Source organism: Myceligenerans pegani, from assembly GCF_014892515.1.
Taxonomy (GTDB): Bacteria; Actinomycetota; Actinomycetes; order Actinomycetales; family Cellulomonadaceae; genus Myceligenerans; species Myceligenerans pegani.
In genome coordinates this window covers 173056-197086 of the sequence record NZ_JADBGR010000109.1, presented here as the reverse complement: position 1 = coordinate 197086, position 24031 = coordinate 173056, and the positions used below count along the sequence as shown (strand labels likewise).

22 protein-coding genes are annotated in these 24031 nt (G+C 72.4%); 3 read left to right on the top strand and 19 right to left on the bottom strand.

Annotation, left to right across the window (positions count from 1 at the left end; genetic code table 11):
* The 13 genes from IIE03_RS23850 to IIE03_RS23790 all read right to left on the bottom strand — a co-directional run bounded on the left by IIE03_RS23850 (position 1) and on the right by IIE03_RS23790 (position 16296).
* Positions 1–573: an alpha/beta hydrolase family protein gene (locus IIE03_RS23850; protein ID WP_192865273.1), complete on the bottom strand. Its 573-nt coding sequence runs from the start codon at positions 571–573 to the stop codon at positions 1–3.
* A 45-nt stretch (positions 574–618) separates the two neighbouring features.
* Positions 619–1401 carry a hypothetical protein gene (locus IIE03_RS23845; protein WP_192865272.1) on the bottom strand — a complete coding sequence of 261 codons (783 nt, stop codon included), beginning with the start codon at positions 1399–1401 and terminating at the stop codon, positions 619–621.
* Positions 1402–1548: 147 nt separating this feature from the next.
* Complete coding sequence (locus IIE03_RS23840; RefSeq protein WP_192865271.1) at positions 1549–3522, bottom strand: heparinase II/III domain-containing protein; 1974 nt, start codon at positions 3520–3522, stop codon at positions 1549–1551.
* A gap of 69 nt (positions 3523–3591) precedes the next feature.
* The gene (locus IIE03_RS23835; protein ID WP_192865270.1) at positions 3592–4542 is read right to left on the bottom strand and encodes a sugar phosphate isomerase/epimerase family protein; all 951 of its coding nucleotides are present in this window, start codon (positions 4540–4542) and stop codon (positions 3592–3594) included.
* Positions 4539–5855: a dihydrodipicolinate synthase family protein gene (locus IIE03_RS23830; protein WP_192865269.1), complete on the bottom strand. Its 1317-nt coding sequence runs from the start codon at positions 5853–5855 to the stop codon at positions 4539–4541. Before IIE03_RS23830 ends, IIE03_RS23835 begins: the two co-directional genes overlap by 4 nt.
* Positions 5852–7006 (bottom strand): Gfo/Idh/MocA family protein, encoded by a 1155-nt coding sequence (locus IIE03_RS23825; RefSeq protein WP_192865268.1) that lies wholly within the window; start codon positions 7004–7006, stop codon positions 5852–5854. The genes IIE03_RS23830 and IIE03_RS23825 overlap by 4 nt, the downstream gene beginning before the upstream one ends.
* A 183-nt stretch (positions 7007–7189) precedes the next feature.
* The gene (locus IIE03_RS23820) at positions 7190–8479 is read right to left on the bottom strand and encodes a LacI family DNA-binding transcriptional regulator (RefSeq protein WP_192865267.1); all 1290 of its coding nucleotides are present in this window, start codon (positions 8477–8479) and stop codon (positions 7190–7192) included.
* 168 nt (positions 8480–8647) lie between these two features.
* Positions 8648–9859 carry a glycosyltransferase gene (locus tag IIE03_RS23815; RefSeq protein ID WP_192865266.1) on the bottom strand — a complete coding sequence of 404 codons (1212 nt, stop codon included), beginning with the start codon at positions 9857–9859 and terminating at the stop codon, positions 8648–8650.
* A gap of 153 nt (positions 9860–10012) precedes the next feature.
* Positions 10013–10666: a uridine kinase family protein gene (locus IIE03_RS23810; RefSeq protein ID WP_318843151.1), complete on the bottom strand. Its 654-nt coding sequence runs from the start codon at positions 10664–10666 to the stop codon at positions 10013–10015.
* Between the two features lie 192 nt (positions 10667–10858).
* Positions 10859–12658, bottom strand: a complete 1800-nt coding sequence (locus IIE03_RS23805; protein WP_192865265.1) for an insulinase family protein — start codon at positions 12656–12658, stop codon at positions 10859–10861.
* On the bottom strand, positions 12655–14385 hold the full coding sequence (locus tag IIE03_RS23800) for an insulinase family protein (RefSeq protein WP_192865264.1): 1731 nt from the start codon (positions 14383–14385) through the stop codon (positions 12655–12657). The genes IIE03_RS23805 and IIE03_RS23800 overlap by 4 nt, the downstream gene beginning before the upstream one ends.
* The gene (locus IIE03_RS23795) at positions 14382–15341 is read right to left on the bottom strand and encodes a hypothetical protein (protein ID WP_192865263.1); all 960 of its coding nucleotides are present in this window, start codon (positions 15339–15341) and stop codon (positions 14382–14384) included. Before IIE03_RS23795 ends, IIE03_RS23800 begins: the two co-directional genes overlap by 4 nt.
* A 157-nt stretch (positions 15342–15498) precedes the next feature.
* A complete protein-coding gene (locus IIE03_RS23790) occupies positions 15499–16296 on the bottom strand; it encodes an AraC family transcriptional regulator (protein WP_192865262.1) in 798 nt (265 codons plus the stop codon).
* A 50-nt stretch (positions 16297–16346) separates the two neighbouring features.
* Here IIE03_RS23790 and IIE03_RS23785 point away from each other — a divergent pair, with 50 nt between their 5' ends.
* The gene (locus tag IIE03_RS23785) at positions 16347–16760 is read left to right on the top strand and encodes a DUF2000 domain-containing protein (RefSeq protein WP_192865261.1); all 414 of its coding nucleotides are present in this window, start codon (positions 16347–16349) and stop codon (positions 16758–16760) included.
* Between the two features lie 85 nt (positions 16761–16845).
* On the opposite strand, the gene IIE03_RS23780 is transcribed toward IIE03_RS23785, so the two are convergent.
* The 5 genes from IIE03_RS23780 to IIE03_RS23760 are packed head-to-tail and all read right to left on the bottom strand — an operon-like array spanning position 16846 to position 20720.
* Entirely contained in the window at positions 16846–17241 is a 396-nt protein-coding gene (locus IIE03_RS23780) for a type II toxin-antitoxin system VapC family toxin (protein ID WP_192865260.1), read from the bottom strand.
* The gene (locus tag IIE03_RS23775; protein ID WP_192865259.1) at positions 17232–17456 is read right to left on the bottom strand and encodes a type II toxin-antitoxin system Phd/YefM family antitoxin; all 225 of its coding nucleotides are present in this window, start codon (positions 17454–17456) and stop codon (positions 17232–17234) included. Before IIE03_RS23775 ends, IIE03_RS23780 begins: the two co-directional genes overlap by 10 nt.
* A 32-nt stretch (positions 17457–17488) precedes the next feature.
* Positions 17489–18310 (bottom strand): LutC/YkgG family protein, encoded by an 822-nt coding sequence (locus tag IIE03_RS23770; protein ID WP_192865258.1) that lies wholly within the window; start codon positions 18308–18310, stop codon positions 17489–17491.
* Entirely contained in the window at positions 18307–19875 is a 1569-nt protein-coding gene (locus tag IIE03_RS23765) for a LutB/LldF family L-lactate oxidation iron-sulfur protein (protein WP_408632868.1), read from the bottom strand. The genes IIE03_RS23770 and IIE03_RS23765 overlap by 4 nt, the downstream gene beginning before the upstream one ends.
* Positions 19872–20720 (bottom strand): (Fe-S)-binding protein, encoded by an 849-nt coding sequence (locus IIE03_RS23760; RefSeq protein WP_192865257.1) that lies wholly within the window; start codon positions 20718–20720, stop codon positions 19872–19874. Before IIE03_RS23760 ends, IIE03_RS23765 begins: the two co-directional genes overlap by 4 nt.
* A 95-nt stretch (positions 20721–20815) precedes the next feature.
* On the opposite strand from IIE03_RS23760, the gene IIE03_RS23755 reads away from it, so the two are divergent.
* Together IIE03_RS23755 and IIE03_RS23750 are read left to right on the top strand one after the other, a co-directional pair.
* Positions 20816–21607, top strand: coding sequence for a FadR/GntR family transcriptional regulator (locus tag IIE03_RS23755; RefSeq protein WP_192865256.1), 792 nt, complete (start codon positions 20816–20818; stop codon positions 21605–21607).
* Positions 21608–21687: 80 nt separating this feature from the next.
* The gene (locus tag IIE03_RS23750; RefSeq protein ID WP_192865255.1) at positions 21688–22371 is read left to right on the top strand and encodes a SprT-like domain-containing protein; all 684 of its coding nucleotides are present in this window, start codon (positions 21688–21690) and stop codon (positions 22369–22371) included.
* Between the two features lie 171 nt (positions 22372–22542).
* On the opposite strand, the gene IIE03_RS23745 is transcribed toward IIE03_RS23750, so the two are convergent.
* The gene (locus tag IIE03_RS23745) at positions 22543–23919 is read right to left on the bottom strand and encodes a PI-PLC domain-containing protein (RefSeq protein ID WP_192865254.1); all 1377 of its coding nucleotides are present in this window, start codon (positions 23917–23919) and stop codon (positions 22543–22545) included.
* Positions 23920–24031 lie beyond the last annotated feature (112 nt).

Below are 24031 nucleotides of genomic sequence, written 5' to 3'. Positions count from 1 at the left end.
CTACCGGAGGGTTGCGGTCCAGTCCGCGACCGCGCGGGCGACCTCCGGGTCCTTGCCGCGGAGGTCGTGTGCGCCGAGGAGCGTCACGTGGGTGACGCTCCCCGGGATCGCGGCGGTGCGCTCCGCCAGCTCCTCCGGCGTGCCGAACGGGTCCTTGTCGCCGGACACGAAGAGTGCCGGCACGTCGAGGTCGCCGAAGTGGTCCACCCGGAGGCGTTCCGGCCTGCCGGGCGGATGCAGCGGGTAGCTCAGCAGCACGAGTCCGGCCGCGGGCAGGCCCTCGGCGACCGCCATCGAGCACATGCGGCCGCCGTACGACCGCCCGCCCAGGAGGAGGCGGTCCGTCGTCGTGCCGATCTCCTTCGCGAAGGCCTCCGCCTCCTGGACGAGGTGCGCCACCGCGACCGGCACCCGGTCCGGCATTCGCTTGCCGGCGATCCGGTACGGGAAGTCGGCGCGCCGCACGGGCAGGGGCGGATCGAGCGCGGCCAGGGCGTCCTCCACCGCGACCAGGGTGTGGTGATCGCGCGAGGCCCCGGCCCCGGGTGTGAGCAGCAGTCCGGAGACGTTCATGATCCCAGTCTCGCGGTGGCCGCCCTCCCTCACGCGGTCGGCGTGTCAGAGGGGGCGGCGGAACATCATCAGCAGGGCACCGCCCGCCGCCGCGCCGATGCCGCCGAGGATCACCCACATCCAGACGACGTCGGACTGCTGGAGCGGTCCCGTCTCGTCGTCAGCGGAGGCGGGCCGGCCGAACGACCTGACGATCGAGCTCGCCGGGTCGTTCCGCTCCGTGGACACGACGGGGCTGGGCTCGGCCGACGGGCTCGGGCTGGGGCTCGGGCTCGGCGCGGAGGGAGTAGGGTCCGGCGTCGGCTCGGGCGCGGACCGCGTGGGCTCGGGCTGCGGCGTCTCCGGCGTTCCCCTCGGGGGCGCCGGCTCTCGCGTCGGCTCGGGCCGCGTCGTCGGTTCGCCCCCCGATCCGCCGCCCGACTCGCCGGGAGGCTCCTCGGCCTCCGTCGGTGCGGGTTCCTCCGGCTCGGTGCAGGCCGGGCCGTCCATCCACTCGCCCCACTCGTAGCGGTCGAGGCGAACCCAGCTGACGCAGTAGCCGTCCGGGTACCGGTCGGGCGCCTCGTGGAAGGCGGCCCAGCCGGAGTGGCGCTCGGAGTTGCTGAGGTACCGCCGGACATAGGAAGCGTTGTCGCCGTCGAGCGGACGGACCGTGTACTCGAGGCTCGCGCCGCCGGAGACGCTCCATCTGTCGAACGAGGCGCCCTCCGCGGTGACGCCGAACTCGGCGTCCTCCTCGCGCGCGGCCGCGCCGGTTCCGGCCGCGCCGACGAGGCCCGCCGCGAGGATGGCGAGCCCGAGGAGCCGCACCGCCCCTTGCCGGATCACAGTCGGATCACGTCGGCGATCCTACGGGATTTCCCGACTTTTCCCCCGGTTCGCAGCGGGTGAAGCTCACCCGACCCGACCCGACCCGAGCCGGGCGGGGCCAAGCCGGGCAGGGCCGGATCGAGCCGCCGGAACGGCGCTGGACCATCAGGCCGCGTCGAAGCGAACCTCGAGCGTCCCGACCGGCATCTCCTTGCGGACCGTCAGCGAGAGCCGCGTGAGGTGATCGCCCCACACCGCGCCCAGTTCGTCGTCGTCGATCTCCTTGGCCTCGAGCCCGGCGTCGACCGCTTCCTGGTCCCAGCTGATCCGCAGCGTGCGGACCTCGGCGTCGGGCCTGCCGGCGGCGTGCCGCACGGTGGCGCAACCCGCCCCCGCGTCGAGCTCGACATCTCCGGCGAGCAGCCAGTGCAACGCCGTCGGGCCGTCATCCTCGTCGTCGGCGAACGACCAGTCGTCACGGACCGTCACCGATTCCGCGGCGCGATCAAGCGTGACCTCGCGCCACCAGGAGGAGCCGCGGGCGCCGTACGCACCCGCGAGGTCGAGCCGCGCGGTCCATGCCGCGTCGGCGCCCGGCGCGGCGACGGTCATCGACCGGGCCGCGAACTCCGGGCCCGGCGACTGTTCCCTGCCGCGGATCAACGGGACGTTGTGCCACGCCGAGCGCATCGGCCACTGCTCGTAGCGCCCCTCGCCGAACGTGCCGGCGCGGTAGGTCGGCTTCCCGGCGTCGACCACCACGGGCATGCCGTCGAGGGCGACCAGCACCTCCCCGACGTCGTTGTGGTTGTGGTTCTCCCCGTTGTGCCCGCCCTTGACGAACACGGCGACGCCCTCGGCCGAGCCCGGCCGGGACCGCGCGAGCGCCACCTGCGTCTCCGGCAGCCGGACCTCGCCCACCAGGGGTGGTGCGGTACCGGACGGGAGGACGGCCCACTCGTCGTCGGACAGCATGAGCACCGCCCGGGAGAGCGTGACGCGCTCGTCCCACAGGATCTCGGGGCGCCCGCGGTACGACGCCGCGTGCCGGGCGGCGTCCTCGTCGCCGACGCGTCGCGCCCACGAGTGCACCAGGTTCCACGGCCAGGCCCAGATCGGTCGCGCCGGGCTGTCGGCGACCCCGACGTACCAGTCGCCGCCCAGGTGCATCCGGTGCGGGAAGGCGACGACCTGCCGGATCGTCTCGGCGCGGCGCTCGGCGACAGTGAGGCGGTCGCTGTCCGACGGCGGCCCGTGGCCGGGACGGCTCGTCGCGCCGGGTGTTGCGCCGGCGGAGGCGATGCCGGCCGGCTCGGCGTCGCCCGCGGGGGCGTCAGCCACGGGTGCGCGGCCCTGCTCGCGGGCCCAGCCGAGCAGGTCCTCGGCCTCCAGGGCGCGGGCCGCGCCCTGCCACCAGTAGTGGTACCCCTCGTCGACGCCGCCGTCGGGCGGGAGCGAGTCCCAGTAGCGGCCCACCCCCTCGGCGACGAGCTGGATGATGTGGCGGCGCCGGGCGGTGTCGTCCTCCAGCGCGAGTGCGGCTGCGAGCACGTTGCCCTGGATCCAGACCGTCCAGTTCATCGGCGGTCGCTCGATGCCGAGCCACCACCAGTCGCGGCGGTCGGTGAACGGCCGCAGGACCCGGCGCTGCGCCTCGTACCGGATGCGGGCGCGCACGCCGGGGGCCCGGTCGTCGATCGCGGGCCCCAGCAGGTGGTCCACCCAGGCGAGCTGCGCGGCGACCTCGCCCGCGCCGAGATCCAGGCACGGATCCGTGACGTCCGCGACGACGTAGCCGTTGCGGGTGTTCGTGTGGTCGTGGGCCGCCCAGCACCAGGTGGACTGCTCGCACAGCAGGATCACGCCGTCGACCACCTCGTCGAGGAAACGTTCCTCGCCGGTGTGCAGCGCCGCGACCGCCGCGTAGGTGAGCCGCCGCTGGCGTGCGATGACGCCACCCTCGTACTCCTTGCGATCGCCGTCTCGCCAGAACCGGGCGAACTGCGACGCCCGGGCCTCGGGCCAGGGCGTGCCGAGGGCATGCTCGGCCTTCCCGACCGCGGGGACGAGCGCCGTCGCCATCCGCTCGGAGGTCCAGAACTCGCGTGCGGTGACGTCGGGCGCGGGCAGGCGGGTCATCGGGATGTCCTCTCCTTCGTCGGGTTCACGCTATCCATAGGACGAACCGGACACGACCGCACCGGACGGTCAGAGGTGCGGGGCCACGTGGTCGGCGTAGCGAGACAGCACCGTCGACGCCGTCTCCGCGGGCGGGGCCGCCCAGATCTCCTCGTTGAAGATCTCGGTCTCGATGTAGCCCGCATAGCCCGCGTCACGCACCCACCCGGAGATGGTCGCGAAGTCGATGTAGCCGTCCCCCACGTGCCCGCGCGAGTTGAGCGGCTCCGCGGCCAGCGGCAGGATCCAGTCGCACACCTGGTACGACGCGATCCGCCGCGCGCGCCCCGCCCGCTCGATCTGCTCCCGCAACTCCGGGTCCCACCACACGTGGTAGGTGTCGACGACGACGCCGACCTCCTCCGGCGCGAACGGCTCCGCCAGGTCGAGCGCCTGCCCGAGCGTGGAGATCACGGCCCGGTCCGCCGCGAAGATCGGATGCAGCGGCTCGAGCACGATCCGCACGCCGTGCTCGCGGGCGACCGGCACCAGGTCCGCGATCCGGTCCGCGACGCGTGCCCGGGTCGCGACCAGGTCCCGGTCCGCCGGCCCGGCGTCCGGGCGCGGCCCGGCCCCGGAGGCCGACATCGCGGGCAACCCGCCGACCACGAAGATCAGCTCCGGCGCCCCGATCGTCGCGGCCTCCTCGAAGGCCCGCTTGTTGTCGTCCAGCGCGGCGGCGATCCCGGCGTCGTCCCGTGCGGTGAGGAAGCCGCCCCGGCACAGCGACGACGCCACGAGGCCGGCGTCCGCGACGATCCTCGCCGCCTCGGCGGCGCCCACCTCCTGGACGCGATCCCGCCACGGCCCGACCGCGCCGAAGCCGGCCGCGGCCGCGACCTCGCACGCCTCCGCGAGCGTGGCGTGCTTGACGGTCGCGGTGTTCAGCGAGGCCCGCCGCAGGCCCGTCGGGAAGCTGGACGACGACGGCGCAGCGGGCGTGCTCCCGGCCTTTCCGGGCGCGGTGTTGTCGGCGCTCATGCGTCCACCCCGTTCACCGTGAGGAACGCGCGCATCCGGCGCGCCGCGAGCTCCGGGTCGAGGAGCATGCCGCAGCCGTCCGCGAGCCGGAACAACTCCACCAGGTGTGCCACCGACCGGCCGGAGTGCAGGCCTCCCACCAGCGAGAACGCCGGCTGGAAGCCGTTCAGCCAGGACAGGAACGCGATTCCCGTCTTGTAGTAGTACGTGGGCGCCTCGAAGATCTTGCGGCCGAGCGCCTCGGTCGCGGCGAGGATCTCGTGGCCCCGCTTCGCCGCGACGGCGTCCCCTGCGGCCGCGGCGTCGAACGCCTGGAGCGCCGTGGAGGCCGCGGGATAGATCGCCGCGAAGATGCCGAGCAGGGCGTCGGAGTGGCCCTGCTCGTCGCCGGCGATGAGCTCGGGGTAGTTGAAGTCGTCGCCCGTGTACAGGCGCGGGCGGGCGCCGCCGACGCCGGCGTCGGCCGCGGCCGCGACGCCGAAGCCGGCCGGCATCGTCACGGGCTCCAGCGCGGCCAGTGCCCGCCGCAGCCCGACCTCGTGCGCGGCGTCGAGCAGCGACACCTTCACGCCGTCGACTTTCGCCTGGTGCGCCCGGATGACGTCCAGGAAGACGTTCGTGGCGTCGGCGACCGACGTCGAACCCCAGTACCCCTCGAGCGCCGGGTCGAACATCGTGCCGAGCCAGTGCAGCACGACGGGCTGATCCGCCTCGGCCAGGACGGCGTCGTACACGCGTGCGTAGTCCTCCGGACCGCGTGCGACCCGCGCCAGCGCGCGCGACGCCATGACGATGACCTGCGCTCCCGCGTCCTGCACGACGTGCACCTGCTCGCGGTACGCGCCCGTGACGGCGGCCAGCCCGGCCTCGCCCGGCTCCAGCGCCGCGACGGCCGCGGGCGAGAGCTGGTCGGTCCCCGCGCCGCACGCCACGCGCGCGGGGTGCCCGGCGTCCGACGTCGAACGGAACGCCGCGGCCTCGGCCGCCGACCGGCGCACCAGCTCCTGCGTCGCGGCCCAGTCCAGGCCCATGCCCCGCTGGGCGGTGTCCATCGCGTCGGCGACGCCCAGGCCGTACGACCAGATGCGGTGGCGGTAGGCGAGCGTGCTGTCCCAGTCGACCGACGCCGGCTCGCCGGGCACGTTCCCGGCCCCGGCGTGCGGGATCACGTGGGCGGCGGCGAACGCGACGCGGCTGGTCAGAGGCGTGTCCGGGGTGGTCCAGGGCCCGGGGGCACCCAGGTCGTGGTTCTCGGTGCCCGACGGCGCCCCGGCGTCGTCGAACACGGGCAGCGTGATCGTCCTGGCGCTCACAGCGTGATCTCCGGGATCTCGATGCGGCGGCCCTCGGCCGACGACCTCAGGCCCAGCTCCGCGAGCTGCACGCCGCGCGCCGCCGACAGGAGGTCGAAGCGGTGCGGGCGCCCGGCGACGGCGTCGCGCAGGAACTCCTCCCACTGCGCCTTGAAGCCGTTGTCCAGCTCCGCGTTGGCCGGCACCTCCATCCACTGGTCGCGGAACGACTCCGTGACCGGCAGGTCCGGGTTCCACACCGGCTTGGGCGTGTGGGAACGATGCTGCGCCACGCACTTGTTCAGGCCCGCGACGGCCGAGCCGTGCGTGCCGTCGATCTGGAACTCGACCAGCTCGTCGCGGTACACGCGCACCGCCCACGAGGAGTTGATCTGGGCGATCACGTCGTCGCCGCCCGGGGTGCGGAGCTCGAAGATGCCGTAGGCGGCGTCGTCGGCGGTGGCCTCGTACTCCTTGCCCTGCTCGTCCCAGCGGGCGGGGATGTGCGTCGCGGTCTTGGAGGTGACCGACCTGACCTGGCCGACGATGCCCTCCATGACGTAGTTCCAGTGGCAGTACATGTCGGTGGTCATGGACCCGCCGTCGGCCAGGCGGTAGTTCCACGACGGGCGCTGGGCCGGCTGGATGTCGCCCTCGAAGACCCAGTACCCGAACTCGCCGCGCATCGACAGGATGCGGCCGAAGAAGCCCTCGTCCACGAGACGGCGGAGCTTGACCAGGCCGGGCAGGTAGAGCTTGTCGTGCACGACGCCGACCGTCACGCCGGTCTCCTCGCGCAGGCGGGCGAGTTCGATCGCCTCGTCCAGCGTCTCCGCCGTGGGCTTCTCGGTGAAGACGTGCTTCCCCTGTCGCATCGCCTTGGTGAGGGTCGCGGGGCGGAGGTTCGTCATCGCGGCGTCGAAGACGATGTCGGCGTCGGCGATGGCGCCGTCGAGGTCCGTGGTCCAGTGCTCGACGTCGTGCTGCTTGGCCAGGTCGGCCAGCTTCTCGGCATTGCGGCCCACCAGCACGGGCTCGACCTGCACGCGCGAGCCGTCCTCCAGGGTGACGCCACCCTGCTCGCGGATCGGCAGGATCGAGCGCAGCAGGTGCTGGCGGTAGCCCATGCGGCCGGTCACGCCGTTCATGGCGATGCGCAGGGTGCGTGTCATGCGGGACTCCTTCGTCAGTGCTTTCGTCGTTACTTGGAATGCGCTTTCCTCAGCCTAGCGCAAGGTGGTGGCGATGTGGGAAGCGCATGGTTCGACGGCAGACGGCGGTCAGCTGGCCGGCGGCCGTCAGTTGGTCGCCGGCGTCTGTTGACCGGCGTCCGCGCGATGGGGCGGTCGAGGTAGTCAGTCGGCGGGGCGCCGCGGCGTCGAGGCGCGGAGGACGACCTCGCCGTGGACCGTGACCGAGCCGGGGGCCGTGGCCTCCAGGCCGTCCGTGGCGTCGGGGTCGGGCTCGGCCGTGGCCTCCAGGCCGGTCGGCTCCCCGAGTGCCAGCTTGGTCGCGGCCTCGCCGATCCGTTCCAGAGCGATATGCACCGTGGTCAGCGCCGGGGTCACGTCCCGCAGGGTCGGGATGTCGTCGAAGCCGGCGACCGCGACGTCGTCGGGCACGCTCAGGCCGGCGTCGCGCACGGCGGCCATCGCGCCCACGGCCATCACGTCGTTGACGGCGAAGACGACCTCGGGGAGGGAGGCGTTGTCCGGGTCCGCACCCGCGAGGTGGCTGCCCTGACCGGTCCCGTCATCGGTGGCGGCGTCGTCGCCCCGAGGGGCGTCCGTCCCGGCGACGTCGGCGGCGCTTCCGGCGCGCGCCCGCCCGGACCGGGCGATCAGCTCGGTCATCGCGGCGTACCCGCCGTCGCGCGTGAACTCGCCGGGGACGACGTCGTCGTCGCGCACCCCGTTGCCCAGCGAGGCGAGCGCGTCGCGGAAGCCCGAGGTCCGGTCCGCGGCCGTGCGCAGGCCGGACGGCCCGGACAGGATCCCGAACCGCTGGTACCCGAGCCCGTGCAACTCGCGGGCGAGCGCGGCGGCGCCGCCGGAGTTGTCGATCTCCACGACCGGGAGGGACCCGATCGCCTGCCCGATGGTGGCGACCCCGCCGCCGGACTCGCGGAACGCGGTCAGGATGCTCTCGAGGTCCTGGCCCGCGGCTGTCCCCACGAGCGCCTCGGCCGGCCCGGCGACTCGTTCGGACTCCGTGTCGGGTGCGGGTGCGCCCGCGCCGTCGTCGGACACCATGCGGCTTCCCGCGAGGATCACGGCACGGCCACGCTGACGGCGCACCAGCTCGACGAACGCTCGCTCCCGCTCCGGGCGCAACTGCGTCGACGCGAGGGTGACGATCAGGCCCTCGGCCTCGGCGGCGCGGGTGACGCCGGAGGCGATCGCGGAGAAGTAGGGGTCGGCGATGTCGTGCACCACGAGGCCGAGCGCGGCGGTGCGGCCGCGGGCCATGGCCTGGGCGCTCGGGTCCGGGACGTAGCCGAGACGCCGGGCGGCCGCCATGACGCGGTCGCGCAGCTCGGGGCGGACGGTGCGGGTGGCGCTCCCGTTGATCGCGCGGGAGGCGGTGGCCAGCGACACGCCCGCTTCGCGGGCGACGCGGCTGAGCGTGACAGGGCCGTCGGACATGTGCTCATCCTGCCGCACGGTGAACGACGGCGGTCGCGGGCGTGCCGCACCTGTGCAAAACCGCAACCTGGCGGCGCGGAGCCGCGCGATGGCCGACCCCTCGCCCCGGCAGACCTAGGCGGGCCTGCCGGGGCGGTCTCGGCGTGGGTGCCGGGCGGCGGTCGGGGATCAGATGCGCGTCAGGCGGCGGCCGGCCTCCTTCCGGGCGCGTTCGATGACCTGGGTGTAGCCCGCGATCATGCGTACGTGGCTGAAGCGCGGACGGACGGCGTCGCGCGCGGCCCGCAGCGATTCCCGGCGGGCCGCCGCCTCGATCCAGGTCGCCGCGATGTCGGCGGGCTCGTACGAGGTGACGTACCCGATCCCGGCCACGATCGACGGCGCGTCCCCGACCGGCGTCGTCACCGGGACCGCCCCGCACATCGCGCCCTCGATGAGGCACAGCGGAGCGGCCTCGCCGAACGCGGAGGTCAGGGCGACCACGTCCGCCGCCGCGTACAGGAGCTCCATGTCGTGCCGGACGCCGAGCAGCTGCAGCCGGCCGAGCAGGTCGGGCCGGTCGCCGAAGATCCGCGTGAGGTCGTCGGCGAGCCCCGGGTTGGAACCCGTCATCCCGGCACCGCACATCAGCACCTGGCCGGAAGGGTCCAGGTCGAGGAACTCGCGGGCGGAACGCAGGAACAGCTCCGGGTTCTTCATCGCGTCGTAACGGGCGGCGTACACGACGGCGGTGCTGTCGGGCGCGACGCCGAGCGATCCCCGCAGCGCGAGACGCCGGGACCCGCGGACCGGGCGGAACCGGACCAGGTTGATCCCGTTCGGCACGACGCGGAGCAGTTCCCCGGGGACGCCGGCCGCCCGGTACGCGTCGCGTGTCGACTCCGCGCAGCACACCACCGCGGCGAGCTTCCCGAGGTTCGCCGCGGTGATCAGGTCGTCGAGCGCGTGACCCTGGTGCTCCGGATCGGACCGGTGCAGGCACGCGACCACGGGCCGGCGCGGGAAGGCCGGCTGGTTCACGAGTCGCAGAGGTTGCTCCTTGAGCGACAGGATCACGTCCGCGGCCTTGGCCTGACGGACCGCCGCCGTCATCTCCGCATCGGTGAACCCGCGGGGATCGTGCTCCACCTCCGTGCTGCGGCCCAGCGACGTGACGCGCACGCCGGCGGCGCGAAGCGCGCGATAGCGCGGATCGTCCTCCATGCGTTGCAGCGTCGACTCCCGCTTGACCTCGTGGTGCAGGCTCAGTACCGAGTGCTGCTGCCGGCCGCTCTGGTGCAGCCCGGTCACGACCGTGGAGTGCAGTACCCGGGCACCGCCACTGAAGAAGCCCTCGTAGAGCGAGAGCACACGCAATCCGTTGCGCTGGATCACAGACATCACCTCCGTCTCTAGGAGGCCGTGTGGGTGGCTGATGCCGCCGCGGCACCGTTCCGGCACACGCCGACATCAGCCACCCACGTGACCTCTTCACAGGGTGAGGTGGATTGATGAGAGGCATGTGGCGTCTGTGTTACGCGTACATGACTTCTCTCAGAGGATGTCGCGCGCGAGCTTCCGCAGGGACAGCTCGGCCCGCGTACGACCGACCGCGCGGCAGCCCAGCGCCGTCCAGCGCCTGATGAGCCGGGGCTCGTCACGGTAGAGCGCCACTCCTCGGCGCAGCAGGGTGCCCAAGGGCTTGCGGGACTCCGCGACATCACGCAGCAGCCGGAACCAGAACGTCACGATGCGGGGCCTGGCCAGGCAGATCGCATCGGCGAGGATGCCCTCGGACCGGCACGCGGCGACGAGTTCCGCCGCGAAGATGCCCTCCGCGATGACGAGCGGCGCGCCGCCGGCGTCGAAGACGTGCGTGCCGGTGCGGCGCGAGGTCGGGATGTCGTAGACGGGGAGCTCCGCGCGCCCCGAGGTGGCGATCTCGCGGAGTGCGGCGAGGGCGGCGGTCCCGTCCCAGGACGCCGGATCGTCCCAGTCGACGATGCCGAACGCGCGCGGCAACCCCGGGTGGTCGGCGTCGAGGTAGAAGTCGTCGAGCTCGACGACGGGCATGCCCAGGCGACGGGTGAGGGACGACTTGCCGGAGCCCGACGGGCCTGTGAGCAGCACGATCTTCGTGCGGGGGTGGCGGCTCCCTGCGGGGACGTCGAACAGGGTCATCTCGCTGGGCGAACCGGGATCACTCACGAGCGTCCATTCTCCCGCATCGCCGAGGGAACATCCGAGATCACCGCTCTGATGGCGGCAGCGGTCGCTACCCTGCGGACCGTAGGCGTGTCCCTGGCCTGAGCCATCGCTCGGCCTCCGATCGCGATGCCGGTCGGCGTCTCGCCACCGATGGCGAGACGCCGACCACGTCACCGACGGCTTCCCTGTCGATCAGCTCTTGTCGTCGCCGGGCGATTCCCGTGCGATCACTCGGTAGCAGAGCCAGGCGATCGCCGCGCAGCCGACGGTGACGAGCGCCGCCATACCCGTGTGGGACCAGTCCGTGCTGCCGCGCAATGAGGCGATCGCCATGACCACCGTGACGATCACCCCGACCACCGCCCCGAGCCCGCCGACGATCGCTGCGCCGATCGCCCCGAAGACGCCCGCTCCCTGGGCGAGCGCGGCGACAAGTTCACCGATGTCCCGGAGGAAGGCCAGAGGCCCCGCCCGGCCATGGCTCTCGCTGGTGATGCCCGTGACCGACTTCTTGGCCTGCGCGAGCTCCCGCTCCGTGCGGGCGCTGCCGGCCTGTGTCATCTCCTTGTAGCCAGGAGGTTCCGGAGCTTCACGCTCCGGCAGGACGACGCGGGCCTTCTCTGGCACCCGCGACGTGACCCGCTGCTCGACGGCGTCGGGCTTGAGGTCGTCGTGCAGCACCGGCTCGATCGGGATGCGTGCGCCGCTCTTCCCCACCAGGAGTCGCCCGCCGTCGGGGTACATGAGGAGTGCCGCCGTGTCGTCGAACCGGACCGTGCGCCAGGTCCAGCCGTCGCGAAGCGTGACGCCGTCGTCGCCGATCACGACGTCGATGTCGGCGTCGAGGCGCTTGTGGGTCGTGCCCTCGACGGGATCCCCGGCACCGGCCTGTGCCTCTTCTGTCCCGATCCAGCCGCCGGCGACTGGCGTCACGATCAGTGCGGTCTCCCACGCGGCGCGCGCGACGGCGACGACGTCGTCCGCCGTGACGCGCTCGAGAGCGGCACGGCGCTCGCCCGGCGTCGGCACGGGGCGCCCGAGCGCCGTCAGGATGGCGTCGTGAACGATCCACTGGGCGTCCAGGTGGGGTTCGTCGAACGGCGCCAGCAGGTGCGTCCGGGCCGAGTCGACCTCGGCGTCGGTCACCCGGAACCGTAGCCGTCCCAGCGTGTCCAGAAACTCGCCGGTGGCGGCCGACGCCGTCTCCCGGCGGAGGTTCGCCGAGACGCGCAGGACGGCGTGGGCCCCGTCGAGGCGCAGGATGTCGGCCGACACGTCGTAGGACCAGCCGTACTCCTGCCGCACATCTTGGAACAGGGCGCGTCGTGCGACCTCCGCCAGTACGTCGGTGGCAGGACCGTCGGGCACGACGACGTCCCAGGCGGCTTCCCGGCCACCCACCACGGCTTCGGCGGGAAACGGGATCGCCGCCTCCGGAACCGGCGGCGGCGCGCCGACCACATCGCCCGGCGCACCCGAGGGCAGCGGCAGATCGACGTCCAGCTCGTGTTCGGCGACAACCCATGCCACGGCGTTCCCAGCGGCGAAGTGCCGGCCCGCCCAGGCGCGGAGCTGCTCGTCGGAGACGGCCCGCGCGCCGAGCAGGAAGCCGTCCAGGCCGTAGTTCTGCGTGCCGAACCGGAGCGTCGCGACGTCGTTCACGCTGAACGAATCGTTGAGAGCGAACGTCTCGGCCTCGCGGAAGCGCAGCGGCAGGTCGGCAAGCGCTCGTGAGACGTCACGCAGCGCCGCGGTGACGCGCTCGTCGCTGCCGGACACCTGGATCTGGGTCGTGGTCGGCCCGACCCCGCCGGAAAGGTCGAGCCCCGGGCGCTCCGCCGCGCGCATCGCCATCGCCACGATCAGGGCAGTGATGCCGCTGGTCGGGAGCGTCTCATCCGCGGAGCCGACACGGAAGACCAGGCCCGCCGCGGTCCGGCCGGGCCGAGTCGCGCGCAGGAGGCGCACACCTTCATGGGTCAGGGCGGTCACTGGTTCTTCTCCTTGCCATGGCGCGAACGGACGATGGACATCGCGGCCAACACGGCCAGGGGCGCGAGGCCCACCCCGACAGGGACCGACGTCCCGGTGAGTTTCTCGATCCCCGCACCGATCCCGATGCCGACCACCATGATGGCGATCAGTGTCACGGGGACCAGCACGATCGTCGCCACCACCTTGCGGGCCCGCCGTCTCAGGTCCGACCGTCCCGCTCGGTTCGCCGGCCCGGGATCCCGCGGCACGGGAATCTCGTCCGCTTCGCGGGCAGGCAGGTGGACGACGACGTCCTGGGGGACCTTCGTGTCGATGCGCGCGATCAGGTCCGGGCCGAGGCCCTGGTACAGCGTGGGCTCGAGTTCAACCCGGAACCCGTCGTGGCCGGTCAGCGCGCGGGCGCCATCGGGCACCGTTTCAAGAAGCGCGACCTCGGAGAACAGGACTGTGACGGCGGCGTCGCCGGCGACGAGGCTGACGCCGTCGTCCCCGATCACGAGCGAGACCGACGGGTCGTCCAGGCGCGGACAGGCGGTGCCGTTCACTCGTGTCAGCGAATGCTCGGGTGCCGGCGTGGCGCCGATCGAACGCAGTTCTCGCGGGCCGAACCAGAGGGCCTCGGACCAGATGGCGGCGATCAGCTCGCGCACGCTGTCGGCGGTGGCCGCCTCGATCCGCGCTCGAACCTCGGCCGGTTCCTCGACGAGTCTCCCGGTCAGCGTCTGATGCGCGATCGACGGCAGCACGGCTGCCTCGGGGGCCGCGGCCCATTCGGCCAGCTCTTCGAGACGGAGTGCCCGGGCCGCGGCCAGATCGTCGTCGGACACGTGGAACCGGAGACGTCCCAGGACGTCGGTCAGGCCGCCGGCCGTTGCCTCGTGCCTGCCCTCGGCCGCGTGGACCGTGATGGTGACGCGGACGTGGTCGTCATCGAGGCGCTCGTGTTCAGCGTGGATCTGGCTTGCGATGTCGGTGTCGCGGCGCAGGTCGCGGTGCAGGGCCTGTTCGATGACACCCGTGACGACGGACTCGATGCCGGTGCGGCGGACGATGGCGTCGACCGCGATGCCGTCCCGCAGCCCGGTGAGAAATGCCGGCGTCCCACTCAGCACCTTCGTGACCGGCGGGAGCGGCATCCGGCTACCTTCTGGCAGGCGGAGGTCCAGCGCGCTCGGAACGGTGTCCGAGCTGAACCAGGCGATGGCGTTCTGGCGGGTGAACCGCGTCGTGGCCCACGTCTCGACCTCGCGTGCGGTGAGGCGGTCGAGACCGCGCTCGCCGAGCGCGCGCACGCCGTAACCCTGCGCGCCATGTCGCTCCAGGTGCATACGGCCGACGTACCCGGGGTTCCTCAGGCTCGCCTCGGAGCGGAGGATCTCCATCTCGGTCTCGAGCCGATCCAGGGGAAGCCCGTCACGCAGCGCGGAGCAGACGTCATTGAGGTAGCGGACCACCTCGTCCTCGCTGCCCGTGGCGTGGAACACGGTCACGTCGGGACGCGTCTGCCCGTTGACGTGCGCATCACTGAGAACCTGGCTCTGGAGCGCGAGGTGCTCCACGAGGTGGGTGATGCCGGACGTTGCGAGCGTCTCGTCGGCTGAGCCGACGCGGAAGATGATTCCGCCGGTCGTGTTGCCCTCGCGGGGGGCGATGAGGACCGGTACGCCGTCGGCCTCGACACGCTGGATGCCGGGGAACGCGGCGGTGAGGGGCGCGGTCGTCACGACAGCCCGCCCTTGGCCGCGGCCTTGTCCGCCCTGGCGCGCAGCTTGCGGTACGTGGCCTCCGGGGCGCCGTTGTAGAACGTGGTGCCCTTCGCCGGGCGGTCGCCGAGCCAGTCGTAGTGGGGCTTGGCCTCCGCGGGCAGTCCGGCGAGCGAGAAGAAGTGTGCGAGATCCGCGTGAGCCTGTGCCGTTCCGTGACCGGCGACGTGCTCCGGATGCCTGACCGACTGCCGGGCAGCCTCTCGGACTGCATCGACCTGCTGGGCGGGCGCCTGCTTGTCGCCGTCCCAGTGGCGCTCGATCGTCAGATCCACGATCAGCAGGTGGCTCAGGCTCGCGGGCGGGGCGTCGCGGGTGCACGCGCTGACGAACTCGGAGGACTCCTCCCAGCTCCCGCTCCACTTCGGCAGGATCTGCTGGAGGAACGCCTTCTGCGCCCGGCTGTGGTGCGGCGCGATGGCCGCGAGCTGGTCGTAGCGGCGGCGCGTCTCGCTCGCGCCGAGCTGGAGGCCGCGTGCCGAGGTGATGCGGGTCTCCCAGGCGGGCACGTACTCCGGGAACTCGCAGCAGACGTCGAACAGCACGCGCTCGGCCTGCCGCAGCAAGGCGTGGAACTGCTCGAACTGACGAGCGGTGACGTGTTCGGCACGCGCGTGGGAGCGGATCTCCCAGCCCAGCACGACGTAGCGGCTGGCCAGCAGGGTGGCGGCGAGGGGAGAACCGTCCTGGGCGTCGCGGATCGCGCCCGTGAGTCCGTTCTCGTCCGGGTCGAGGGTCTCGCCCGCGACCGTCCACAGGGCGGCGCCGAGCTCCTCCTGGTCCTCGATCGCCTCGAGGGTCTTCAGGGTCGTCGGCACGTCGGCGGACCGAGAGGCGTTCCGCAGGGCCTCGGCGTCACGCACGTACGCCCACGGATCGAAGAATGGAGTCGTCTGCTTCGCGCTGATGGCAGTCATGGTGACCTGTTCCGGATAGTTCTGATACGTCGGGCAACGCCCCGGGCAGGATCGTAGACGCCGTCAGCCGGCAGATATGGCCGATTCCGGGCTGGGCGCGGGTGAATTCGCCGGTGTCGTCGTCAGGTCTTGTTCGGCGCGCCAAGTCCATGGATCGCTACGTGGCCCCTCCGCCGCGTTGGTACCGCCCCGGCGTCGTGCGGAGGAGCCGGCGGAAGTGGCGGGCCAGGTGGGCCTGGTCGTGGAACCCGGTGGCGGCCGCGACGTCGGCGGCGGGCTCCCCCGCGAGCAACCGGCGTCGCGCCAGGTCCAGCCGGCGGCCCACCAGGTAGCGGTGCGGCGGGAGGCCGAACTCCCGGGTGAATGCCCGCACCAGATGGGGGACGGTGACGCCGATCCGGTCGGCGATCTCGGCGAGCCGGATCGGCCGCGTGGGGTCGGCGTCGAGCAGATCGCGGGCGTTCCGGGCGGTCGAGGCGGGCGGCGGCTCGCGCGGCGGGGCGGGCCGGCCCGAGAGGTGCCAGGCCAGGCCTTCCGTGACGAGGGCGAGCAGGCTCTCGGCGGCGACGTCCTCGCGCAGGGTGAGCGCGCGGTCGAGGCCGGCGAAGCGGGCTCGGAGCGAGTCGTCCACGACGAGCGGCGCGTCGACCGCATGACCGACCAGACGGCCGTCGAGCGCGCCCTCCTCCAGGTAGACGACCCGCTTGCGGAAGCCTGCCGCGCTCACGGACCGCCCGTCGTGCACGACGCCGGGCGGCAGCACCGTGACGCCCACGTCCTGCGCCGCGTGCTCGCGTCCGTCCAGGCCGTAGCCGATCAGGCCGTCGTCCACGATCAGCACGGTCCAGGTGTCGTGCGTGTGGGCCGGGTAGGAGTGCTCGCGCCAGGCGGCGTGCAGCACCTCGGCGACACCGGGAACCCCGGGGCGCCAGGCGCGCACGATGTCGTGAGCCATGTCAAGAACGTACAAGATCCGCGCCGCCGCCCGGCTGCAGCCTGGGTGCCATGACCTTCGAACAAGCCAAGATCGTGATCGTGCTGCGCGACGACCTGCTCGGCTGGCAGGAGAACAACGTCACCGCCTTCCTGGCCAGCGCCGTGACGGCGGCGTACCCCGAACTCGTCGGCGACACGTACCGTGACGCCGACGGTCGCGAGTACCTGCCCATGCTCGGCACCCCCGTCATGGTCATGGTGGCCGACGGCGATCGCCTCGCCACGATCCGCGCCCGCGCGGAGTCCCGCGGGCTGAGCATCGGCGTCTACACCGCGGACCTGTTCGCGACGGGCAACGACGTCGACAACCGCGCGGCGGTCGCGGCGGTCGCCACCGAGAAGCTCGATCTGGTCGGCGTCGCGGTGGCCGGCGAACGCCGCGTCGTCGACAAGGTGGTCAAGGGCGCGAAGCTGCACCCGTGATCGGTGATTCGTAATCCGCGACCTCGGCTCGGTCACGGGGCCCCCGGCCGCTACTGGAGCTTGCTGTGATCGGTGCCCGAAGGAATCACCACGCGATGCGGACGCCCGGGAGTCCTGTGAACGCGGCATCGGCTGTGACCAGAACGACGTTCTCGACGATCGCCTGCGCCGCGAGCAGGCGATCGAAGGAATCACGGTGCTGCCAGGGCATGGAGCCGGCGTGGAGTGCGTGTGCCGTCGTCAGATCGAGTGGCGTTGCGTCGATGTCCTCGACTCGCCGGTCCCAGGTGTCGACCAGTGGCCTGGCCTCGTCGAACTTGCCAAGGCGGACCTTGGTGGCGATCTCCATGGCTGAGACCGCCGAGACGAGGAGCTGGTTCTGCGTGGATCCGAGCTTGGCACGCAACTCGGCGTCGAACCTCTCCGGTGCACTGAGAAGCCAGACGAATGCATGCGTGTCCAGCAGGTATGTCACTCCCATGCGGCCAGTTCGTCCTCATCGAGCGGCTGGAAGAAGAGGTCGTCCGGCAGATTGATCGGCACGGTGCCGAACGTGCGCTCGGCCACGGGTTCCACAGGGGTCAGACGCACCATGGGTTTCCCGGCGCGCGCGATGGTCACCTCGTCGCCGTGCTGAGCGCGCGAGATCAGCCGGGACAGATGAGTCTTTGCTTCCTGGACATTGACGACCGTCATGGATCAAGTATTGGTCGCCGAGCTTGGTCTGGTCAACCTGACCAGGTCAGAGTTCGATGCGACGCGGCATCGACGAGGACCACGTGCAGCGTCCGCGGCCCGTGGACTCCCTCGACGCGGTTCAGTTCGATGTCGCTCGTGGCGCTCGGGCCGCTGATCCAGGTGAGGGGGCGGTCGGGGTGGTGTGCCAGGAGGCGCACCGCCTCCGGGACCGTCTGCACCACCTGGTCCGCGCGGACCACGCAGATGTGCACGTCCGGGACCAGCGAGATGGCGCGCCTGCCCTGGTCGGGGCCGGCGTCCAGCACGATCGTGCCGGTCTCGGCGATCGCGACCCGCGCCGCCGTCACCACGGCGGCCGTCCGGTCGAGGTCCGACGGCGTGAGGGGCGCCTCGGGCGTGTCGACGACGACCTCCACACCGCCGTCGGACATCGCCGCCACCCACTCTGGCTCCAGCCCGGAGGGCGCGACGACGCGTCCGCGCGGCGTGTCGGCTGCGGGCGCGATGGCGTCAGGGCCCGGCGTCGGTCCGGAGCCGGCCGACTCGGCGCGTTCCGGAACGTCGTCTCCGCTCGGCAGCGCGGCGGTGAGCCGAGCGACGGCCGTCGGCACCTCGGCCGCCGAGACGCGATGCACCTCCGCCTTGTAGTCCTCCAGCCGATCGACCAGCAGCTCCAGCGCCGCCGCCGACCCCACGGCATGCTCGCCGCTCTCCCGGTACTCCCGGGAGACGTCCGCCGCCATGCCGTCGTCCGACGGCCCTGCGCTGCTCGACATGCCCGTCGATCCGGCGGAACCCGACGTCAGTGCCGCGCGGACGCGGGCAAGGACCTCGTCGCGGGCGGTCGTCATCGGGACTCCGTTCCAGGTGCGTCGGTTCCAGGTCGGCCCGTTCGGGGCCGTTCCGATCCGGGCCGGTCGCCTCCGCTCCGCTCGTCGTCGGCCCCCTCCCGCTCATGCGCAGCCCACCAGTCCCGGAACGTCTGTTTCGGCGGTAGAGGCAGGTCGCGTGAGTCCGTCCACGCCGCTCCCGGCCCGGGCAGCCGCGCGATGACGCCGTCCCGCCCGCCCGCGACACGTCCCACCCGGCCGAGCCGGGCCGCCCGGCGGAACCGGCCGCCGTCGGACATCACCATCGACGCGGCCTTCATGGCGGCGCCCCAGCCCCGCCCGGCCGATCCGGACTCGACCTCACGGGCCCGCAGGTCCACGAGGATGGACGGGATGTCGATCTTCACCGGGCACACGTCGTAGCACGCGCCGCACAGCGTCGAGGCGTACGGGAGGTCGGAGGGCTCGCCGGTGAGCTGCGGCGTGAGGATCGCGCCGATCGGCCCGGGGTAGACCGACCCGTAGGCGTGCCCGCCGACGCGTTCGTACACGGGGCACACGTTGAGGCAGGCCGAGCAGCGGATGCAGTGCAGGGCGGACCGTCCCACCTCGTCGGCGAGCACGCGTGTCCGCCCGTTGTCGAGCAGGACCAGGTGGAACTCCGAGGGTCCGTCGCCCGGCGTCACGCCCGTCCACATGGACGTGTACGGGTTCATCCGCTCACCGGTGGAGCTGCGCGGCAGGAGCTGGAGGAACACCTCGAGATCGGTGAACCGGGGGATCAGCTTCTCGATCCCCATCACGGTGATCAGGGTCTCGGGGAGCGTGAGGCACATCCGCCCGTTGCCCTCCGACTCGACCACCGACAGCGTCCCCGTCTCCGCCACGCCGAAGTTCGCCCCGCTCACCGCCACCTTTGCGGAGAGGAACTTGCGCCGCAGGTGCGCGCGGGCGGCCATGGCGAGCTCGCGCGGCACGTCGGTGAGATCCGGCGGCGCGTCGCCCATGCGGTCCAGGAAGATCTCGCGGATCTCCGCGCGGTTGCGATGGATCGCGGGGACGAGGATGTGGGACGGCATGTCGTCGGCGAGCTGCACGATCAGCTCGGCCAGGTCGGTCTCCGTGGCGTGGATGCCCTCGGCCTCCAGCGCCTCGTTGAGCCCGATCTCCTGCGTGGCCATGGACTTCACCTTGACCACCTCGTCGGTGCCCTTCGCGCGGACCAGGCCCGCGACGATCCGGTTGGCCTCGGCGGCGTCCCGCGCCCAGTGCACGACACCGCCCCGCGCCGTCACGTTCCGCTCCAGCTCCTCCAGGAGCTCCGGCAGGTTGTCCATGACCTGCGTCTTCAGGGCGGAGCCGGCGTCGCGCAGCGCCTCCCAGTCGGGCACCTCGCCGACCACCTTGGCCCGCTTGGCGCGGATCGTCGAGGTGGCGTGGCCGAGGTTGCGGCGCAACTGGTCGTTGCCCAGCTCGCGCCGCGCGGCCTCCGGGAACGACGACCCCCAGCGCAGGGGGTCGGCCGGTTGCGGCATGCCCAGGAAGGTCGTGGTCGACGACGTGCCGGCGGTGTGCTCCGCGGTCATCGTGTGGCCCCCTTCGACGCGTCCCCGGCCGGTGTGCTGCGCATCGTGCCACTCGACTCCGACACCGGTGCTCCACCTGCGGATTCGGCGAGCCAGGGCCGCTCACGAGTGCTCGCGAGGATCTCGGCGAGATGAATGGTGCGGACGGCGCGCGACGAGCGCGACAGGCCGCCGCCGATGTGCATCAGGCACGAGTAGTCCCCGGCCGTGAGGAACTCCGCGCCCGTGCCGGTGACGTTGCGGACCTTGTCGGCGAGCATCGCGGCGGAGGTGTCCGCGTTCTTCAGCGCGAACGTGCCGCCGAAGCCGCAGCAGCCCTCGGCCTCCGGGAGGTCGGCGAGCTCGATGCCCTCCACGGCCCGCAGGAGGCGGAGCGGCCGGTCGCCGACCCCGAGCATGCGCAGCGAGTGGCAGGTCGGGTGGTAGGTGACGCGGTGCGGGAACCAGGCGCCGACGTCGGTCACCTCGAGGGCGTCGACCAGGAGCTCGGACAACTCGTACGTGCGGGAGGCGACGGCGGTCGCGGTGCGGGCCTCGGCCGCCAGTCCGGCGCGGTCCAGCACCATGGACTGCTGATGCCGGATCGAGCCCGTGCACGACCCGGACGGGACGACGACGGCGTCCCACTCGCCGTCGGCCACCGGGCCGAACGCCCGCACGTGGTTGCGGATCACGGGCACGGCCTGGCGCCGATAGCCGGTGTTGACGTGCATCTGTCCGCAGCACGCCTGCTGCTCCGGGACGACGACGGTGTGGCCGAGCCGTTCCAGGAGCCGTACGACGGCGGTGGGCGCCTGGGGGAACATCGCGTCACCGAGGCAGGTGGCGGCGAGGGCGATGCGCATCCTGAATCCTTTCAAACAGCATCGCCGCGGGCGGCGATGCGCGCTTCGGCACACCGTACCGCATGTGGTCAGACCACAGGGGTACGGTGACCGTCATGCGTACCCATGAGCGCGTCCTCGCGCAGATCGAGGCCGACCTCGCCGCCGGACGATGGGCGCTCGGGGAACGTCTGCCGGGTGAGCGGGCGCTCGCGGAGGAGATCGGGGTGTCGCGGGCCTCGGTGCGCGAGGCGGTCCGGATCTTGGAGGCGGCGGGGATCGTGCGCACGGCGGTCGGTTCGGGGCCGACGGCGGGTGCCGTGGTGATCGACCGCCCGGCGGCCGGGCTCGGGACGGCCGTGCGGCTGCACGTCGCGTCGGGCGCGCTGCCGGTGTCGGACGTGGTCGCGACCCGAGTACTGCTCGAGACCTGGGCGATGCGGGAGGCGGCGGAGCGGGTGCGGGGCGGTCGGGTGCCCGGGGAGGTCGGGGGCGGCGCTCGTGGTGATCGCGCTCGCGACCGGGCCGACGACGGCTCCCCGCTGGCCGGGGCGCGGCGCCTGCTCGCCGAGATGGAGGAGCCGGGTGTGAGCTCCCTCGACTTCATCGCCCGCGACCAGGACTTCCACCTGGAGTTCGCGCGCATCGCCGGCAACCAGCTCGTGGAGGCCTTCATGCTCGGCCTTCGCGGGGCGATCGGTGCTTACGTGGCCGAAGGCGTCTCGCGACTGCCGGACTGGCCGACGACCTCCGCTCGGCTGCGCACCGAGCACCGGGCGATCCTGGAGGCGGTCGCGGCGGGTGACGGGCCGGCGGCGGAGCGGCTGACCCGCGAACACATCGAGGGCTTCTACGCCGAGGCAGGGCTGGCGGGCGGGACGAAGTTCACCGAAGCCGGTTGTGGATAACTTCCGGCGCGTGTCAGACAGTCTTCCTAGGTTCGATGTCGTCCGGACGGCCCGGGCGGTGACGAATCAAGGGGGCAGCCATGAACCTTGTCGAGGCGCGGAACCTGGCGCGGGATCTCATGGACCAGCACGGTCTGGTGGACTGGAAGTTCGAGTACGACGACGCGAAGCGGCGCGCCGGCATGTGTCACTTCGCCAGGCGGCGCATCAGCATCTCGGCCCCGCTCGCGGCCGTCTACGACGAGGCCGAGGTCCGCGACACCGTGTTGCACGAGATCGCGCACGCGCTCGCCGGCCGTGAGGCGGGGCACGGCGAGAAGTGGCGGGCGAAGGCCCGGGAGATCGGGTGTTCCGCGATGCGGTACGTGGACCCCAGCGCGCCGACGCTGGACGGGCCATGGATCGGGGTGTGCCCCGGCGGGCACCGGATGACCCGCTTCCGCCGTCCCGGCGCGCCGGTGTCCTGCCGGAGGTGCGGTGACGGCGCCAAGACCTTCCAGCCGCTGCACCTCATCGCGTGGACCTACCGCGGTCACGACGCGGCGATGGGTGAGCGGTACGAGCGCGAGCTGCGTGATCTGTGCGTGCAGTTCGGGGTGCCGGTGTCGGTGGAGCCGGGCACCGAGGAGCGGATCGTGCGGGCGGCGTCCGGGCGGCGACCGCTCGTCGTGGAGCCACTCGACCTGAGCACGCTCGACCTCGACGAGCCGGCGAGCGAGGTCCCCGTGACCGATCGCTGGCGGAGTCCGGTATCGAGGCGCTGACGCGCCGGTCGAGTCCGCCACCGGCGGGATGCGGGCCGGAACCATGTCCGGTCCGCATCCCGCCAGGCCTCGCCGCCGGCGGCGAACGATCGGGCCGCGGGATCGCCGACCGATGGACCGGCGTCGCGGCCGTGTACGGCACACGTATGCGTGCCGCGAAACCGCGGCCGTTCAGTACCAGTAGCCGTTCAGCGACGTGACCGCCGCGGCGGGGTTGCCGACGTCGTACCGGTCGACCATGAGGTAGTTCGGCTTCTTGCGTGCGGCCGGCTGGCAGAACCGCTGGGCGCGGTTGAGCGCGTTCGCGTTGTCGGTGCGTGCGGTGGCCTCGACGGGCACGTCGCGGAAGTGGTTCATCACGAACAACGGCCGGAATCCGGGCTCGGTGCGGGTCAGCGGAATGTTCTCACCCGCGCCGTACCACCGGCTGTAGCACGCCCAGTCGGAGTCGCCGATGCCCGGACCCATCGACCAGTAGTTCTCGACCGTCCACTCTCGCTGGTACATGACGCCGAACTCGTCCCGGGTGAGGCCGGCGGCGGTATCGGCCGCGCGGCTGTGGTCGGTGAAGATGAGCAGCCGGTCGTTGTTCGCGATCAGCTCGTCCAGCGTGTGCCAGCCGTTCTGGCGGACGCCGGTACGAGCGGGGTCGTAGAGCACGTCCGGCAGCCCGTTCACGCGCTCGATCTCGCTGCGCAGCACCTCCGGGTCGACGTAGTCCTCCAGGAAGACGGTGACCACCTGGTCGGGATGGGCGTTCAGGAAGTCCACGATCCGCTGCAGGTCCACCCAGAGGGCCACCGGGCTGCTCACCCAGAAGCAGCTGTTGTGGCACAGGATCGCGCCGTCCGGCGTCTGGTGGATGTCGAACGAGAACCCGCGAACGCCGTCGGCGAGTTGCTGCTCGATGCCCCTGACCTGGTTGGGGGCGAGGTTGATGAAGGGAGGCGCGAAACCGCCGTCGACTCCGTTGGCGTAGGAGTTGTGCGTGGTGAGGAACGACAGCTGGTCCAGCGTGCGCTCGCCGGCTGGCGGAAGGGGACGCCGTACCGGTTCGGCCGGGGTGAGGTACCAGCGGGTGAGCTCGCTCGCGCCGCCGACGCCCAGCCCAGCGGGGTAGTTCCCGCCGGACGGCTTGGGCCGCACCGTCAGGAAACGTTCGGTCCCCGGCTCCCGGAGCAGGTGCCGATCCTCTCCGGCGTCGTCGATCGCCCAGACGGCGGCACTGCTTGCGCAGTCGACGACGCGTGCGTCACCGCTCTCCCGGCCCAGGCAGCGGCCGGCACCGTCGACGCTCTCCAGGACGTGTCCCGCCCCGGACGCACGCAGCAGCCACTGCTGACGATCCTCGTCGCCCTGCGGGCGGTGCTGTTCGACGGCGCCGTCGGAGTCGGCGGCGTTCAGGCCGGTCGTAGCGCTCTGGACGTAGTAGGTGCCGTCGGCGGGCGCGGCGGTGGCAGCCGCGGGGACGACGGCGGTCGCGGGGACGGCCACGAGTGCCGCCGCGGCGGCACCGGCAAGGGCGGGAAGCATACGGGAGGCGCGCATCGGGAACCTTCCTCGAGGTCACGGGATCGCTCGGTGCCCATCCCAGCAGACCTGTCGGCCCATGTCAGTAAGGGAAATCTGCACGACGGGGGAATTCCCCACCACGAATACG